Source organism: Streptococcus mitis (assembly GCF_901542415.1).
Classification (GTDB): domain Bacteria; phylum Bacillota; class Bacilli; order Lactobacillales; family Streptococcaceae; genus Streptococcus; species Streptococcus mitis_BL.
In genome coordinates this window covers 1,512,078-1,529,010 of sequence record NZ_CABEHV010000004.1, presented here as the reverse complement: position 1 = coordinate 1,529,010, position 16,933 = coordinate 1,512,078, and the positions used below count along the sequence as shown (strand labels likewise).

Annotated in this window: 13 protein-coding genes, 2 tRNA genes, 1 rRNA gene and 2 pseudogenes; 14 read left to right on the top strand and 4 right to left on the bottom strand. The window is 37.6% G+C overall.

All coding sequences use genetic code 11. The annotated features are described in order from the left end of the window. The first annotated feature begins 166 nt into the window (after positions 1–166). From ychF to ftsH, 10 genes are all read left to right on the top strand, one after another. Positions 167–1,282, top strand: coding sequence for a redox-regulated ATPase YchF (gene ychF, locus FQT24_RS07980; protein ID WP_143952657.1), 1,116 nt, complete (start codon positions 167–169; stop codon positions 1,280–1,282). 71 nt (positions 1,283–1,353) lie between these two features. After that, positions 1,354–1,923 carry an aminoacyl-tRNA hydrolase gene (pth, locus tag FQT24_RS07975; RefSeq protein WP_143952656.1) on the top strand — a complete coding sequence of 190 codons (570 nt, stop codon included), beginning with the start codon at positions 1,354–1,356 and terminating at the stop codon, positions 1,921–1,923. Further along, positions 1,924–5,427: a transcription-repair coupling factor gene (gene mfd / locus FQT24_RS07970; RefSeq protein WP_143952655.1), complete on the top strand. Its 3,504-nt coding sequence runs from the start codon at positions 1,924–1,926 to the stop codon at positions 5,425–5,427. 57 nt (positions 5,428–5,484) lie between these two features. Next, positions 5,485–5,751: an RNA-binding S4 domain-containing protein gene (locus FQT24_RS07965; protein WP_001234978.1), complete on the top strand. Its 267-nt coding sequence runs from the start codon at positions 5,485–5,487 to the stop codon at positions 5,749–5,751. Next, positions 5,744–6,112: a septum formation initiator family protein gene (locus FQT24_RS07960; protein ID WP_143952654.1), complete on the top strand. Its 369-nt coding sequence runs from the start codon at positions 5,744–5,746 to the stop codon at positions 6,110–6,112. Before FQT24_RS07965 ends, FQT24_RS07960 begins: the two co-directional genes overlap by 8 nt. 4 nt (positions 6,113–6,116) lie before the next feature. Further along, a complete protein-coding gene (locus FQT24_RS11120) occupies positions 6,117–6,239 on the top strand; it encodes an SP_0009 family protein (protein WP_000429334.1) in 123 nt (40 codons plus the stop codon). Continuing rightward, positions 6,232–7,500 (top strand): serine hydrolase, encoded by a 1,269-nt coding sequence (locus FQT24_RS07955; protein ID WP_143952653.1) that lies wholly within the window; start codon positions 6,232–6,234, stop codon positions 7,498–7,500. The genes FQT24_RS11120 and FQT24_RS07955 overlap by 8 nt, the downstream gene beginning before the upstream one ends. After that, positions 7,497–8,774: a tRNA lysidine(34) synthetase TilS gene (gene tilS / locus FQT24_RS07950; RefSeq protein WP_143952652.1), complete on the top strand. Its 1,278-nt coding sequence runs from the start codon at positions 7,497–7,499 to the stop codon at positions 8,772–8,774. The genes FQT24_RS07955 and tilS overlap by 4 nt, the downstream gene beginning before the upstream one ends. Positions 8,775–8,778: 4 nt before the next feature. Further along, the gene (gene hpt / locus FQT24_RS07945; RefSeq protein WP_102211429.1) at positions 8,779–9,321 is read left to right on the top strand and encodes a hypoxanthine phosphoribosyltransferase; all 543 of its coding nucleotides are present in this window, start codon (positions 8,779–8,781) and stop codon (positions 9,319–9,321) included. Positions 9,322–9,336: 15 nt separating this feature from the next. Further along, on the top strand, positions 9,337–11,295 hold the full coding sequence (gene ftsH / locus FQT24_RS07940) for an ATP-dependent zinc metalloprotease FtsH (RefSeq protein ID WP_143952651.1): 1,959 nt from the start codon (positions 9,337–9,339) through the stop codon (positions 11,293–11,295). Between the two features lie 145 nt (positions 11,296–11,440). Here the strand turns inward: ftsH and FQT24_RS07935 are convergent. From FQT24_RS07935 to FQT24_RS07920, 4 genes and pseudogenes are all read right to left on the bottom strand, one after another. Further along, positions 11,441–11,836: pseudogene (locus tag FQT24_RS07935) on the bottom strand (transposase); the annotation flags it as partial. Positions 11,837–11,850: 14 nt separating this feature from the next. Continuing rightward, positions 11,851–13,156, bottom strand: a pseudogene (locus FQT24_RS07930) (transposase). A 97-nt stretch (positions 13,157–13,253) separates the two neighbouring features. Then, on the bottom strand, positions 13,254–13,664 hold the full coding sequence (locus FQT24_RS07925; RefSeq protein ID WP_143952650.1) for a hypothetical protein: 411 nt from the start codon (positions 13,662–13,664) through the stop codon (positions 13,254–13,256). A gap of 298 nt (positions 13,665–13,962) precedes the next feature. Continuing rightward, entirely contained in the window at positions 13,963–14,202 is a 240-nt protein-coding gene (locus FQT24_RS07920) for a hypothetical protein (RefSeq protein WP_143952649.1), read from the bottom strand. A 146-nt stretch (positions 14,203–14,348) separates the two neighbouring features. Between FQT24_RS07920 and FQT24_RS07915 the strand changes: the two genes are divergently transcribed. The 4 genes from FQT24_RS07915 (at position 14,349) to FQT24_RS07895 (ending at position 16,906) form a co-directional block, all read left to right on the top strand. Continuing rightward, positions 14,349–14,828: a sigma-70 family RNA polymerase sigma factor gene (locus FQT24_RS07915; protein ID WP_143952648.1), complete on the top strand. Its 480-nt coding sequence runs from the start codon at positions 14,349–14,351 to the stop codon at positions 14,826–14,828. Positions 14,829–14,921: 93 nt separating this feature from the next. Continuing rightward, positions 14,922–14,993 (top strand) — tRNA-Glu (locus FQT24_RS07910). Positions 14,994–15,235: 242 nt separating this feature from the next. Further along, positions 15,236–16,782, top strand: a 16S ribosomal RNA gene (locus FQT24_RS07900). Positions 16,783–16,833: 51 nt separating this feature from the next. Next, a tRNA-Ala gene (locus FQT24_RS07895) sits at positions 16,834–16,906 on the top strand. Positions 16,907–16,933: the final 27 nt, after the last annotated feature.

Below are 16,933 nucleotides of genomic sequence, written 5' to 3'. Positions count from 1 at the left end.
ACTAGGAAACTAGTCGCAGGCTGTACTTGAGTACGGCAAGGCGACGTTGACGTGGTTTGAATTTGATTTTTGAAGAGTATGAGAACACTTAGTTAGAGGGTTAGCAAGTTTTCCCTTTTTGTGTTATAATATTATGGATTGAAATGAAAACGGAGAATGAGAAAATATGGCTTTAACAGCAGGTATCGTTGGTTTGCCAAACGTTGGTAAATCAACACTATTTAATGCAATTACAAAAGCAGGAGCAGAGGCAGCAAACTACCCATTTGCGACGATTGATCCAAACGTTGGAATGGTAGAAGTTCCTGATGAACGCCTCCAAAAATTGACGGAAATGATTACTCCTAAAAAGACAGTTCCAACAACATTTGAATTTACAGATATCGCAGGAATTGTAAAAGGAGCTTCAAAAGGAGAAGGGCTAGGAAATAAATTTTTGGCCAATATCCGTGAAGTAGATGCGATTGTTCACGTAGTTCGTGCTTTTGATGATGAAAATGTCATGCGCGAGCAAGGACGTGAAGATACCTTTGTGGATCCACTTGCGGATATTGACACCATTAACCTAGAATTGATTCTTGCTGACTTAGAGTCAGTTAATAAGCGTTATGCGCGTGTAGAAAAGATGGCACGTACGCAAAAAGATAAAGAATCTGTAGAAGAATTCAATGTTCTTCAAAAGATTAAACCAGTCCTTGAAGATGGGAAATCAGCTCGTACAATCGAATTTACAGATGAAGAACAAAAGGTTGTCAAAGGTCTCTTCCTTTTGACGACTAAACCAGTGCTCTATGTTGCCAATGTGGACGAGGATGTTGTTTCAGATCCTGAATCTATCGACTATGTTAAACAAATTCGTGAATTTGCAGCGACAGAAAATGCTGAAGTAGTCGTTATTTCTGCGCGTGCTGAGGAAGAAATTTCTGAGTTAGACGAAGAGGACAAGCAAGAGTTTCTTGAAGCACTTGGGTTGACAGAATCAGGAGTTGACAAGTTGACTCGTGCAGCTTACCACTTGCTTGGACTGGGAACTTACTTCACAGCTGGTGAAAAAGAAGTTCGCGCTTGGACCTTCAAACGTGGTATGAAGGCTCCTCAAGCAGCTGGTATTATCCACTCAGACTTTGAAAAAGGATTTATTCGTGCAGTAACCATGTCATATGAGGATCTAGTGAAATACGGATCTGAAAAGGCCGTAAAAGAAGCTGGACGATTGCGTGAAGAAGGAAAAGAATATATCGTTCAAGATGGCGATATTATGGAATTCCGCTTTAATGTCTAAAAATTTAATAAATAGTGTCAATTAGGTTGGAAAAAAATTCCAACCCTTTTGGCTTTTGAAAGGAAAAATAAATGACCAAATTACTTGTAGGCTTGGGCAATCCAGGGGATAAATATTTTGAAACAAAACACAATGTTGGTTTTATGTTGATTGACCAATTAGCTAAAAAACAAAATGTCACTTTTACACACGATAAGATATTTCAAGCTGACCTAGCATCTTTTTTTCTTAATGGCGAAAAAATTTATCTGGTCAAACCAACGACCTTTATGAATGAAAGTGGAAAAGCAGTTCATGCTTTATTGACTTACTATGGTTTGGATATTGAAGATTTACTCATCATTTACGATGATCTTGACATGGAAGTTGGAAAGATTCGTTTAAGAGCAAAGGGATCCGCAGGTGGTCATAATGGTATCAAGTCTATTATTCAACATATAGGGACTCAGACCTTTAATCGTGTTAAGATTGGAATCGGAAGACCTAAAAATGGAATGTCAGTTGTTAACCATGTTTTGAGTAAGTTTGACAAGTATGATTATATTGGTATTTTACAGTCTATTGACAAGGTTGACGATTCTGTAAACTACTATTTACAAGAGAAAAACTTTGAGAAAACAATGCAGAGGTATAACGGATAAATGGTGACCTTATTAGATTTATTCTCAGAAAATGATCAAATAAAAAAATGGCGTCAAAATCTGACAGATAAGAAAAGACAATTAATGTTAGGCTTGTCAACTTCTACAAAAGCTTTAGCAATTGCTAGTAGTTTGAGACAGGAAGATAAGATTGTGTTATTGACGTCAACTTATGGAGAAGCAGAAGGACTTGTTAGTGATCTTCTATCTATCTTGGGTGAGGAACTTGTCTATCCATTTTTGGTAGATGACTCCCCTATGGTCGAGTTTTTGATGTCTTCACAAGAAAAAATCATTTCACGGGTTGAAGCCTTGCGTTTTTTGACTGATTCATCTAAGAAAGGGATTTTAGTTTGTAATATCGCAGCAAGTCGATTGATTTTACCGTCTCCTAATATATTCAAAGATAGTATTGTAAAAATAACAGTTGGTGAAGAATATGACCAACACTCACTTATCCATCAGTTAAAAGAGATAGGCTATCGAAAAGTTACACAAGTACAAACTCAGGGAGAGTTTAGTATACGAGGAGATATTTTAGATATTTTTGAAATATCCCAGTTAGAACCTTGCCGAATTGAGTTTTTTGGTGATGAAATTGATGGTATTAGGTTATTTGAAGTCGAAACACAATTATCGAAAGAAAATCAGACAGAACTCACTATCTTTCCAGCTAGTGATATGCTTTTGAGAGAAAAGGATTATCAACGAGGACAGTCAGCTTTAGAAAAACAAATTTCAAAAACGTTATCACCGATTTTGAAATCCTATCTAGAAGAAATTCTTTCAAGTTTTCACCAAAAACAAATACATTCAGATTCACGGAAGTTTTTATCTTTGTGCTATGAAAAGACATGGACTGTCTTTGACTATATTGAAAAAGATACCCCAGTATTCTTTGATGATTATCAGAAATTGATGAATCAGTATGAAGTCTTTGAAAGGGAGTTAGCACAATACTTTACAGAAGAATTACAGAACAGTAAAGCATTTTCTGAGATGCAGTATTTTGCAGATACAGAGCAAATCTATAAAAAGCAGAGTCCGGTTACCTTTTTCTCTAATCTGCAAAAGGGGTTAGGCAATCTCAAGTTTGACCAAATTTATCAATTTAATCAATATCCTATGCAGGAGTTTTTCAATCAATTTTCTTTTCTAAAAGAAGAAATTGAGCGATACAAAAAAATGGATTATACTATTATCCTGCAGTCTAGCAATTCAATGGGAAGTAAAACATTGGAGGATGTTTTAGAGGAATACCAGATTAAATTGGATTCTAGAGATAAGTCAAGTGTTTGTAAAGAATCTGTAAACTTAATTGAGGGTAATCTCAGACATGGTTTTCATTTTGTAGATGAAAAGGTTTTATTGATAACTGAACATGAGATTTTTCAAAAGAAATTGAAACGTCGTTTTCGAAGACAACATGTTTCAAACGCAGAGAGATTAAAAGATTACAATGAACTTGAAAAAGGAGATTACGTTGTTCACCATATCCATGGAATTGGTCAATATCTAGGGATTGAAACAATTGAAATCAAAGGGATTCACCGTGATTATGTCAGTGTTCAATACCAAAACGGGGATCAAATCTCTATCCCAGTGGAACAGATTCATCTACTTTCCAAATACGTTTCAAGTGACGGTAAAGCTCCTAAACTCAATAAATTAAATGACGGTCATTTCAAAAAAGCCAAGCAAAAAGTTAAGAACCAGGTAGAGGATATAGCTGACGATTTAATCAAACTTTATTCTGAGCGCAGCCAGTTGAAGGGTTTTGCTTTCTCAGCTGATGATGAGGATCAACATGCTTTTGATGATGCCTTCCCTTATGTTGAAACGGATGATCAACTTCGTAGTGTTGAGGAAATCAAGAGAGATATGCAGGCTTCTCAACCAATGGATCGACTTTTAGTTGGGGATGTTGGTTTTGGAAAGACTGAAGTTGCTATGCGTGCAGCCTTTAAGGCAGTCAATGATCACAAACAGGTTGTCGTTCTAGTTCCGACGACGGTTTTAGCGCAACAGCACTATACGAATTTTAAGGAACGATTCCAAAATTTTGCAGTTAATATTGATGTGTTGAGTCGCTTTAGAAGTAAAAAAGAGCAGACTGAAACACTTGAAAAATTGAAAAAGGGTCAAGTTGATATTCTGATTGGAACACATCGTGTTTTGTCAAAAGATGTTGTGTTTGCTGATTTGGGCTTAATGATTATTGATGAGGAGCAGCGATTTGGTGTCAAGCATAAGGAAACCTTGAAAGAACTGAAAAAACAAGTAGATGTTCTGACCTTGACAGCAACGCCAATTCCTCGTACCCTTCACATGTCTATGCTGGGAATCAGAGATTTGTCTGTTATTGAAACTCCGCCGACTAATCGTTATCCTGTTCAGACCTATGTTTTGGAAAAGAATGATAGTGTGATTCGTGATGCTGTCTTACGTGAAATGGACCGTGGAGGTCAAGTTTACTATCTTTACAATAAAGTTGACACAATTGATCAGAAGGTTTCAGAATTACAGGAGTTGATTCCAGAGGCTTCAATTGGGTATGTTCATGGGCAAATGAGTGAGATTCAGTTAGAAAATACTCTACTAGATTTCATTGAAGGTCAGTATGATATCTTGGTGACAACTACCATTATTGAGACAGGGGTGGACATTCCAAATGCCAATACTTTATTTATTGAAAATGCGGACCATATGGGCTTGTCAACCTTGTATCAGTTAAGAGGAAGAGTTGGTCGTAGTAATCGTATTGCTTATGCTTATCTCATGTATCGTCCGGAAAAATCAATCAGTGAAGTATCTGAAAAGAGATTAGAAGCAATCAAAGGATTTACAGAATTGGGCTCCGGATTTAAGATTGCAATGCGAGATCTTTCGATTCGCGGAGCAGGAAATCTTTTAGGGAAATCCCAGTCTGGTTTCATTGATTCTGTTGGTTTTGAATTGTATTCGCAATTATTGGAGGAAGCTATTGCTAAACGACATGGTAATGGGAACACAAGAACCAAAGGGAATGCTGAGTTGATTTTACAAATTGATGCCTATCTTCCTGATACCTATATTTCTGATCAACGACATAAGATTGAAATTTACAAGAAAATTCGTCAAATTGACAACCGTGCCAACTATGAAGAGTTACAAGAAGAGTTGATGGACCGCTTTGGAGAGTACCCAGACGTGGTAGCCTATCTTTTAGAGATTGGTTTGGTTAAGTCTTATCTTGACAAGGTCTTTGTTCAACGTGTGGAAAGAAAAGATAATAAGATTACAGTACAATTTGAAAAAGTCACTCAGCGATTGTTTTTGGCTCAAGATTATTTTAAATCTTTATCTGCAACGAATTTAAAAGCAGCCATAACTGAGAATAAGGGATTAATGGAAGTTGTATTTGACATCCGAAACAAGAAGGACTATGAAATTTTAGAAGGTCTGCTCATTTTTGGAGAAAGTTTATTAGAGATAAAAGAATCAAAGGAAGCAATTTCCCTTTAACATTTTTCTTCTATAAAAGGGATAAAAATGGTACAATAATAATTTGAGGTAATAAAAATGAGATTAGACAAATATTTAAAAGTATCAAGAATTATCAAGCGTCGTACAGTCGCAAAAGAAGTAGCAGATAAAGGTAGAATCAAGGTAAATGGAATCTTGGCAAAAAGTTCAACGGATTTGAAAGTTAATGACCAAGTTGAAATTCGATTTGGAAATAAGTTGCTACTTGTAAAAGTACTGGAGATGAAAGATAGTACAAAAAAAGAAGATGCAGCAGGCATGTATGAAATTATCAGTGAAACACGGGTAGAAGAAAATGTCTAAAAATATCGTACAATTGAATAATTCTTTTATTCAAAATGAACACCAACGTCGTCGCTATCTGATGAAAGAACGACAAAAATGTAATCGTTTCATGGGTTGGGTTCTTATTTTGATGATTTTATTGTTCATTTTACCAACTTATAATCTTGCTCAAAGTTATCACCAATTACTCCAAAGACGTCAACAGTTATCAGACTTGCAAACTCAGTATCAAACCTTAAGTGAGGAAAAGGAGAAAGAGACAGCTTTTGCTACAAAGTTGAAAGATGAAGATTACGCTGCTAAATACATGCGTGCAAAATATTATTATTCTAAGAATCGGGAAGCTGTTTATACGATTCCTGACTTGCTCCCAAGGTGATAAAATGGAAAATTTATTAGATGTAATAGAGCAATTTTTGAGTCTATCGGATGAAAAACTAGAAGAGTTGGCTGATAAAAATCAATTATTGCGTTTACAAGAAGAAAAGGAAAGGAAGAATGCGTAAGTTCTTAATTATTTTGTTGCTACCGAGTTTTTTGACTATTTCAAAAGTCGTTAGCACAGAAAAAGAAGTCGTCTATACTTCGAAAGAAATTTATTACCTTTCACAATCTGACTTTGGTATTTATTTTAGAGAAAAATTAAGTTCTCCCATGGTTTATGGAGAGGTTCCTGTTTATGCGAATGAAGATTTAGTAGTGGAATCTGGAAAATTGACTCCCCAAACAAGTTTCCAAATAACCGAGTGGCGCTTAAATAAACAGGGAATTCCAGTATTTAAGTTATCCAACCATCAATTTATTGCTGCGGACAAACGATTTTTATACGATCAGTCAGAGGTAACTCCTACAATAAAAAAAGTATGGTTAGAATCTGATTTTAAACTGTATAATAGTCCTTATGATTTAAAAGAAGTGAAATCATCCTTATCAGCTTATTCTCAGGTGTCAATCGATAAGACCATGTTTGTAGAAGGAAGAGAATTTCTACATATTGATCAGGCTGGATGGGTAGCTAAAGAATCAACTTCTGAAGAAGATAATCGGATGAGTAAAGTCCAAGAAATGTTATCGGAAAAATATCAGAAAGATTCTTTCTCTATTTATGTTAAGCAACTGACTACTGGAAAAGAAGCTGGTATCAATCAAGATGAAAAGATGTATGCGGCCAGTGTTTTAAAACTCCCTTATCTTTATTATACGCAAGAAAAAATAAATGAGGGTCTTTATCAGTTAGATACGACTGTAAAATACGTATCAGCAGTTAATGATTTTCCGGGTTCTTATAAACCAGAGGGAAGTGGTAGCCTCCCTAAAAAAGAAGATAATAAAGAGTATTCTCTCAAGGACTTAATAACGAAAGTATCTAAGGAATCTGATAATGTAGCTCATAACATATTGGGATATTACCTTTCAAACCAATCTGATGCAACATTTAAATCCAAGATGTCTGCTATTATGGGAGATGATTGGGATACGAAAGAAAAATTAATTTCTGCTAAAATGGCTGGGAATGTTATGGAAGCTATTTATAATCAAAATGGATTTGTATTGGAGTCTTTGACTAAAACAGATTTTGATAATCAGCGAATTGCCAAAGGTGTTTCTGTGAAGGTAGCTCATAAAATTGGGGATGCGGACGAATTTGAGCATGATACGGGTGTTGTCTATGCAGATTCTCCATTTGTTCTTTCTATTTTCACTAAAAATTCTGATTATGATACGATTTCTCAGATAGCTAAAGATGTTTATGAGGTTCTAAAATGAGGGAACAGGATTTTTTAAATCATTTTCTCAAGAAGGGATATTTCAAAAAACATGCTAAAGTGGTGCTAGCTCTTTCTGGTGGATTAGATTCTATGTTTCTATTTAAGGTATTGTCTATCTATCAAAAAGAGTTAGAAATTGAATTAATCCTAGCTCATGTGAATCATAAGCAGAGAGTAGAATCAGATTGGGAAGAAAAGGAGTTAAGGAAGTTGGCTGCTGAAGCTGGACTTCCTATTTATGTCAGCAATTTTTCAGGAGAATTTTCAGAAGCGCGTGCACGAAATTTTCGCTATGATTTTTTTCAAGAGGTCATGAAAAAGACAGGTGCGACAGCCTTAATCACTGCCCACCATGCGGATGACCAGGTGGAAACGATTTTGATGCGTTTGATTCGAGGGACTCGTTTGCGCTATCTATCAGGAATTAAGGAGAAGCAAGTGGTCGGAGATATAGAAATTCTTAGGCCCTTCTTGCATTTTCAGAAAAAAGATTTTCTACCAATTTTTCACTTTGAAGATACATCAAATAAGGAAAATCATTATTTTCGTAATCGTATTCGAAATTCTTATTTACCAGAATTAGAAAAAGAAAATCCTAGGTTTAGAGATGCAATCTTAAGTATCGGAAATGAAATTTTAGATTATGACTTAGCTATAGCTGAATTATCTAACAATATTGATGTGGAAAATTTAGAGCAGCTATTGTCTTATTCTGAGTCTACACAAAGAGTCTTACTTCAAACTTATCTGAATAGTTTTCCAGATTTGAATCTTACAAAAGCTCAGTTTGAAGATGTTCGACGGATTTTAAAAACTAAAAACCAGTATCGTCATCCGCTTAAAAATGGCTATGAATTGATAAAAGAGTACCAACGGTTTCAGATTTGTAAAATCAGTCCTCAGGCTGATGAAAAGGAACATGAACTTGTGCTACACTATCAAAATCAGGTATCTTACCAAGGTTATTTATTTTCCTTTGGACTTCCTTTAGAAGGTGAATCAATTCAACAAATACCTGTTTCACGCGAAACATCCATATACATTCGTTATCGAAAACAAGGAGATGTTTTGATTCAAAATGGGCATAGAAAAAAACTCAGACGTCTATTTATTGATTTAAAAATCCCTATGGAAAAGAGAAAATCTGCTCTGATTATTGAGCAATTTGGTGAAATTGTTTCAATTTTGGGAATTGCGACCAGTAATTTGAGTAAAAACACGAAAAATGATATAATGAACACTGTACTTTATATAGAAAAAATAGATAGGTAAAAAAATGTTAGAAAACGATATTAAAAAAATCCTCGTTTCACACGATGAAATTACAGAAGCTGCTAAAAAATTAGGTGCTCAACTCACTAAAGACTATGCAGGAAAAAATCCAATCTTAGTTGGGATTTTAAAAGGATCTATTCCTTTTATGGCTGAATTGATTAAACATATCGACACACATATTGAAATGGACTTCATGATGGTTTCTAGCTATCATGGTGGAACAGCAAGTAGCGGTGTGATCAATATTAAACAAGATGTTACTCAAGATATCAAAGGAAGACATGTTCTATTTGTAGAGGATATCATCGATACAGGTCAAACTTTGAAGAATTTACGAGATATGTTTATTGAAAGAGAAGCTGCTTCTGTTAAAATTGCCACCTTGTTGGATAAACCAGAGGGACGTGTTGTAGAAATTGAAGCTGACTATACCTGCTTTACTATTCCAAATGAGTTTGTAGTAGGTTATGGTTTAGACTACAAAGAAAATTATCGTAACCTTCCTTATGTTGGAGTATTGAAAGAAGAAGTGTATTCAAATTAGAAAGAATAATTTTTAATGAAAAAACAAAATAATGGTTTAATTAAAAATCCTTTTCTATGGTTATTACTTATTTTTCTCCTAGTTACAGGTTACCAGTATTTTAGTACAGGTAGTGTTGCAGGGAAAAGTGAGCAAATTAATTATACAGAATTGGTAAAAGAAATTACCGATGACAATGTAAAAGAATTGACTTACCAACCAAATGGTAGTGTTATCGAAGTTTCGGGTGTCTATAAAAATCCTAAAACAAGTAAAGAAGAAACAGGCATTCAGTTCTTTTCTCCTTCTGCCATAACAGTAGAGAAATTTTCAAGTATTATTCTTCCTTCAGATACTACAGTATCAGAATTGCAAAAACTTGCTTCTGACCATAAAGCGGAAGTAACTATTAAGCATGAAAGTTCGAGTGGTATGTGGATTAATATTCTTGTATCCATTGTGCCATTCGGTATTCTTTTCTTCTTCCTATTCTCTATGATGGGAAATATGGGAGGAAATAATGGCCGTAACCCGATGAGTTTTGGACGTAGTAAGGCTAAAGCTGCAAATAAAGAAGATATTAAAGTAAGATTTTCAGATGTTGCTGGAGCTGAGGAAGAAAAACAAGAACTAGTTGAAGTTGTTGAATTCTTAAAAGATCCAAAACGATTTACAAAACTTGGAGCCCGTATTCCAGCAGGTGTCCTTCTGGAGGGACCTCCGGGAACAGGTAAAACTTTGCTTGCTAAGGCAGTCGCCGGAGAAGCAGGTGTTCCATTCTTTAGTATTTCAGGTTCTGACTTTGTAGAAATGTTTGTCGGAGTTGGAGCTAGTCGTGTTCGTTCTCTTTTTGAAGATGCCAAAAAAGCAGCTCCAGCTATTATCTTTATCGATGAAATTGATGCTGTTGGACGTCAACGTGGAGTCGGTCTTGGCGGAGGTAATGACGAACGTGAACAAACCTTGAACCAACTCTTGATTGAGATGGACGGTTTTGAGGGAAATGAAGGGATTATTGTCATCGCTGCGACAAACCGTTCAGATGTACTTGACCCTGCCCTTTTGCGTCCAGGACGTTTTGATAGAAAAGTATTGGTTGGCCGTCCTGATGTTAAAGGTCGCGAAGCAATCTTGAAAGTTCATGCTAAGAACAAGCCTTTAGCAGAAGATGTTGATTTGAAATTAGTGGCTCAACAAACTCCAGGTTTTGTTGGTGCTGATTTAGAGAATGTCTTGAATGAAGCGGCTTTAGTTGCTGCTCGTCGCAATAAATCGATAATTGATGCCTCAGATATTGATGAAGCAGAAGATAGAGTTATTGCTGGACCTTCTAAGAAAGATAAGACTGTTTCACAAAAAGAACGTGAATTGGTTGCCTACCATGAGGCTGGACATACCATTGTTGGTTTAGTCTTGTCGAATGCCCGTGTTGTTCATAAGGTTACAATTGTACCACGAGGCCGTGCAGGTGGATACATGATTGCACTTCCTAAGGAAGACCAAATGCTTCTTTCTAAAGAAGATATGAAAGAGCAATTGGCTGGCTTAATGGGGGGACGTGTAGCTGAAGAAATCATCTTTAATGTCCAAACTACAGGAGCTTCAAACGACTTTGAACAAGCGACACAAATGGCGCGTGCAATGGTTACAGAGTACGGTATGAGTGAAAAACTTGGCCCAGTTCAATATGAAGGAAATCATGCCATGTTTGGTGCACAAAGCCCTCAAAAATCAATTTCAGAACAAACAGCTTATGAAATTGACGAAGAGGTTCGATCATTATTGAATGAAGCACGAAATAAAGCTGCTGAAATTATTCAGTCAAATCGTGAAACTCACAAGTTGATTGCAGAAGCATTATTGAAATACGAAACATTGGATAGTACACAAATTAAATCTCTTTACGAAACAGGAAAGATGCCTGAAACAGTCGAGGAGGAATCTCATGCATTATCTTATGATGAAGTAAAGTCAAAAATGAATGATGAAAAATAACACTTATAGAGACAACAATGTCATTAAGTTAGTGATCTAACTGTTTGAATAGGAGGTGTGATTGAGATCATCAAAGTGATTCTCTATCGCATCTTCTGTTTTTTTGAATGACAAATAAAGGTTTTTTCACCCCATTTTTTGAGATTTATGTTACTCTATAGATGAAATCAACTACCGATTGGGTCTTTATCTTTATTAGATATTTTTGATTCGGTCGAATAATAGATAACTGTTTTTTGAGGTAGTTTTTCAACTGGAGGGAAGAAAGTGAATAGGTAAAAAACAAATGGCAGGCATAAGCCGCATCTGAGAAACACACTTAATATCTTTGTTTTTTGTGACTACTGTCGATGGCAACTTGCGAGGTTACCCAACGACAAAAGTTAAAATTTGTAAAGCGAGCAAAGATTTCTTGGAGAATCCCTTCCTTCTTTTTGGCGTGAAAATTGACCAAGCCAATACTGTATTTCAGGTCACGAAAACTAGTCTCTATGCCCCATCTACTGGCGTAGAGATTTTTTGGCTCTTTGTCAACTGTAGTGGGTTGAAGAAAAGCTAAGCTCGAGAAAGGACGAAATTTGTCCTTTCTTTTTTGAAGTTCAGAGAGATAAAAATCCGTTTTTTGAAGTTTTCAAAGTTCCGAAAAACAAAGGCATTACGCTTGATAAGTTTGATAAGATTATTGGTTGCTTCCAGTTTGGCGTTTGAATAGGGGAATTGAAGAGCGTTGACGATTTTCTCTTTATCTTTGAGGAAGGTTTTAAAGACAGTCTGAAAAAGAGGATGAACCTGCTTTAGATTGTCCTCAATGAGTCCGAAAAATTTGTCAGGCTCTTTATTCTGAAAGTGAAAAAGCAAGAGCTGATAGAGATTATAGTGGTGTTTCAAGTCTTCTGAATAGCTTAATAGTTTATCAAGAATCTCTTTATTGGTTAAGTGCATACGAAAAGTAGGGCGATAAAATCGTTTATCACTTAATTTACGACTATCCTGCTGGATGAGCTTCCAGTAGCGCTTGCTAGCCTTGTACTCATGGGATTTTCGCTCAAACTGATTCATGATTTGGACACGTACACGACTCATAGCACGACTTAGGTGTTGAACAATGTGAAAGCGATCAAGAACGATTTTAGCATTTGGGAGTGAAACAGTCTGGGAGACTGTTTCAGCCTGAGCCTAGAAATTAGAAAGCGAAGTTGTCTAGCCAAGTCATAGTAAGGGCTAAACATATCCATAGTAATGATTTTGACGCAACATCGGACGGCTCTATCGTATCGAAGAAAGTGATTTCGGATGACAGCCTGTGTTCTACCTTCAAGAACAGTGATGATATTGAGGTTATCAAAATCTTGCGCAAGAAAGCTCATTTTTCCCTTTGTAAAGGAATATTCGTTCCAGGACATAATCTTAGGCAGACGAGAAAAATCATGCTTAAAACGGAAGTCATTGAGCTTACGAATAACGGTTGAAGTTGAAATGGCCAGCTGATGAGCAATATCGGTCATAGAAGTCTTTTCAATCAGCTTCTGGGCAATCTTTTGGTTGATGATACGAGGGATTTGGTGATTCTTCTTGACGATAGAAGTCTCAGCGACCATCATTTTAGAGCAATGATAGCACCTAAAACGGCGCTTTTTAAGGAGAATTCTAGTGGGCATACCAGTCGTTTCAAGGTAAGGAATTTTAGAAGTTTTTTGAAAATCATATTTTTCATTTGACTTCTGCACTCAGGGCAAGACGGGGCGTCATAGTCCAGTTTAGCGAAGATTTCTTTGTGAGTATACCTATTAACGATATCTATAATTTGGATATTTGGGTCTTTGATATCAAGAAGTTTTGTGATAAAATATAATTGTTCCATAGGATTCTTTCTAATGATGGTTTTGTCGCTTTTCATTATAGATCTTATGGGACTTTTTTTCTACAACAAAATAGGCTCCATAATATCCATAGGGGATTTACTCACTACAAATATTATAGAGCCGATTTTTTAATTCTTGGACTGAATAGTCTGTATTGGTCACTAAAGTTTCGTATTTTCCTTCTTCTACTTCTAAACGCACCATACGAAAAGGAAGTTGGTATAGTTCAACAGGGTCATGTTTTCGACTTGTTTCTGGAAGAAAATCAAAAGTAGAATTGTGTGGAATAAAATGATAGTCATTGGGAAAATCACGATAACGTTTTTTAAACTGATTGGTTTGCTTTCGTGATAATGTTATAGAAAATGTTTGATCAAAACACTCTGTATTTGGCAAGTTGAAGGAGGAATACATAGATTGTTTCCTATCTCGAATTCGGATAAGGTAAAGCCAACCTTTTTCTTGAAAATGAGCCATGAGATTGTAACTTTCATAGCCTCTAGCCATGATAACAAGAGCTTTCTCGAAAGGGAGAAGCCTCCATCATCTGAATCAGAGCTAAGCGCTCATGTTGCCTATGTTTGTCTTGAATAGAAACATCTCTATAGACTCCAGTCGTCAAGTCGTATAGGGCATTTATGTGTATGAAATTATAGGATTTAACATCCGTTTGGGTTTGGATAGAAGTTTCTGTATCCATGGGATTTCGAGGAATACAGACATCACTCCCATCAGCATCGCATATTGGAAAATCAGTATTAAGTGGAATAGGTGCTGTAAATTCTTTTAATAGGGCATAGAAAGCCTAAGGTTTTATTTGATAGCGTCTTTGAACAAAGGATGAATTTGAAACCGTCAGTTTGGCAACTAGTAATTCTTTTGATATTGATTTCCCTCCCATTCCCAGAATGGTACGAATCATAGTTTCTAGTGATAAACTTCTTTTACGAGTAAAGGCCTGTTCATCTTGTTTGACGAACTCAACTTTTTGACCAAGGATACTCTGAATACTCTTATTCAAGTGAGCTTTTATCTGTTTTATCATGGGAAATACCTCCTTAACTTAATGATATTGAGAGAGGTAGGCTCTCTCTTTTTTGTGCAGTTGAGACGGTGTAGGGAGCAGAATGGATGAAATGAATCAAATTATCTTCTTTATTTGTTAAAGTGTATCTAGAAAGGGGGAACATTATGATTAAAGAATTATATGAAGAAGTCCAGGGGAGTGTATATAAGTGTAGAAATGAATATTACTTGCATTTATGGGAACTATCGGATTGGGACCAAGAGGGTATGCTCTGCTTACATGAATTGATTAGTAGAGAAGAAGAGCTAGTAGAAGATAACCCACGTTTACGTAAATACTTCAAAACTAAATTCCGAAATAGAATTCTAGACTATATCCGTAAACAAGAAAGCCAGAAGCGTAGATATGATAAAGAACCTTATGAAGAAGTAGGTGAGATTAGTCATCGTATCAGTGAGGGAGGTCTGTGGCTAGATGAGTATTATCTCTTTCATGAGACACTAAGAGATTATAGAAACAAACAAAGTAAAGAGCAACAAGAAGAACTAGAACGTGTTTTAAGAAATGAACGATTCCGAGGTCGTCAAAGAGTATTAAGAGACTTACGTATTGTGTTTAAAGAGTTTGATATCCGTACCCGGTAAGAAGCTATGCAAAAAAAATGAAAAAAATTAGAAAAAGGTGTTGACAAAGTTTGAAAAGTCGGTATAATAGTAAGAGTTGAAAATAACAACTCCGGTCCGTTGGTCAAGGGGTTAAGACACCGCCTTTTCACGGCGGTAACACGGGTTCGAATCCCGTACGGACTATGGTATATTGCAGAAGAAATACTGATTGAAAAAAATTAAAAAAAGTTTCAAAAAAGTGTTGACAAGCGAAAGCGACTGTGATATACTAATATAGTTGTCACTTGAGAGAAGTGAGTGACAAAGACCTTTGAAAACTGAACAAGACGAACCAATGTGCAGGGCACTACAACTAAGGTTGTAGTACTGAACAATGAAAAAAACAATAAATCTGTCAGTGACAGAAATGAGTGAGAACTCAAACTTTTAATGAGAGTTTGATCCTGGCTCAGGACGAACGCTGGCGGCGTGCCTAATACATGCAAGTAGAACGCTGAAGGAGGAGCTTGCTTCTCCGGATGAGTTGCGAACGGGTGAGTAACGCGTAGGTAACCTGCCTGGTAGCGGGGGATAACTATTGGAAACGATAGCTAATACCGCATAAGAGTAGATGTTGCATGACATTTGCTTAAAAGGTGCAATTGCATCACTACCAGATGGACCTGCGTTGTATTAGCTAGTTGGTGGGGTAACGGCTCACCAAGGCGACGATACATAGCCGACCTGAGAGGGTGATCGGCCACACTGGGACTGAGACACGGCCCAGACTCCTACGGGAGGCAGCAGTAGGGAATCTTCGGCAATGGACGGAAGTCTGACCGAGCAACGCCGCGTGAGTGAAGAAGGTTTTCGGATCGTAAAGCTCTGTTGTAAGAGAAGAACGAGTGTGAGAGTGGAAAGTTCACACTGTGACGGTATCTTACCAGAAAGGGACGGCTAACTACGTGCCAGCAGCCGCGGTAATACGTAGGTCCCAAGCGTTGTCCGGATTTATTGGGCGTAAAGCGAGCGCAGGCGGTTAGATAAGTCTGAAGTTAAAGGCTGTGGCTTAACCATAGTACGCTTTGGAAACTGTTTAACTTGAGTGCAAGAGGGGAGAGTGGAATTCCATGTGTAGCGGTGAAATGCGTAGATATATGGAGGAACACCGGTGGCGAAAGCGGCTCTCTGGCTTGTAACTGACGCTGAGGCTCGAAAGCGTGGGGAGCAAACAGGATTAGATACCCTGGTAGTCCACGCCGTAAACGATGAGTGCTAGGTGTTAGACCCTTTCCGGGGTTTAGTGCCGCAGCTAACGCATTAAGCACTCCGCCTGGGGAGTACGACCGCAAGGTTGAAACTCAAAGGAATTGACGGGGGCCCGCACAAGCGGTGGAGCATGTGGTTTAATTCGAAGCAACGCGAAGAACCTTACCAGGTCTTGACATCCCTCTGACCGCTCTAGAGATAGAGCTTTCCTTCGGGACAGAGGTGACAGGTGGTGCATGGTTGTCGTCAGCTCGTGTCGTGAGATGTTGGGTTAAGTCCCGCAACGAGCGCAACCCCTATTGTTAGTTGCCATCATTCAGTTGGGCACTCTAGCGAGACTGCTGGTAATAAACCGGAGGAAGGTGGGGATGACGTCAAATCATCATGCCCCTTATGACCTGGGCTACACACGTGCTACAATGGCTGGTACAACGAGTCGCAAGCCGGTGACGGCAAGCTAATCTCTTAAAGCCAGTCTCAGTTCGGATTGTAGGCTGCAACTCGCCTACATGAAGTCGGAATCGCTAGTAATCGCGGATCAGCACGCCGCGGTGAATACGTTCCCGGGCCTTGTACACACCGCCCGTCACACCACGAGAGTTTGTAACACCCGAAGTCGGTGAGGTAACCTTTTAGGAGCCAGCCGCCTAAGGTGGGATAGATGATTGGGGTGAAGTCGTAACAAGGTAGCCGTATCGGAAGGTGCGGCTGGATCACCTCCTTTCTAAGGATAAGGAACTGCGCATTGGTCTTGTTTAGTCTTGAGAGGTCTTGTGGGGCCTTAGCTCAGCTGGGAGAGCGCCTGCTTTGCACGCAGGAGGTCAGCGGTTCGATCCCGCTAGGCTCCATTGGTGAGAGATCACCAAGTAATGCAC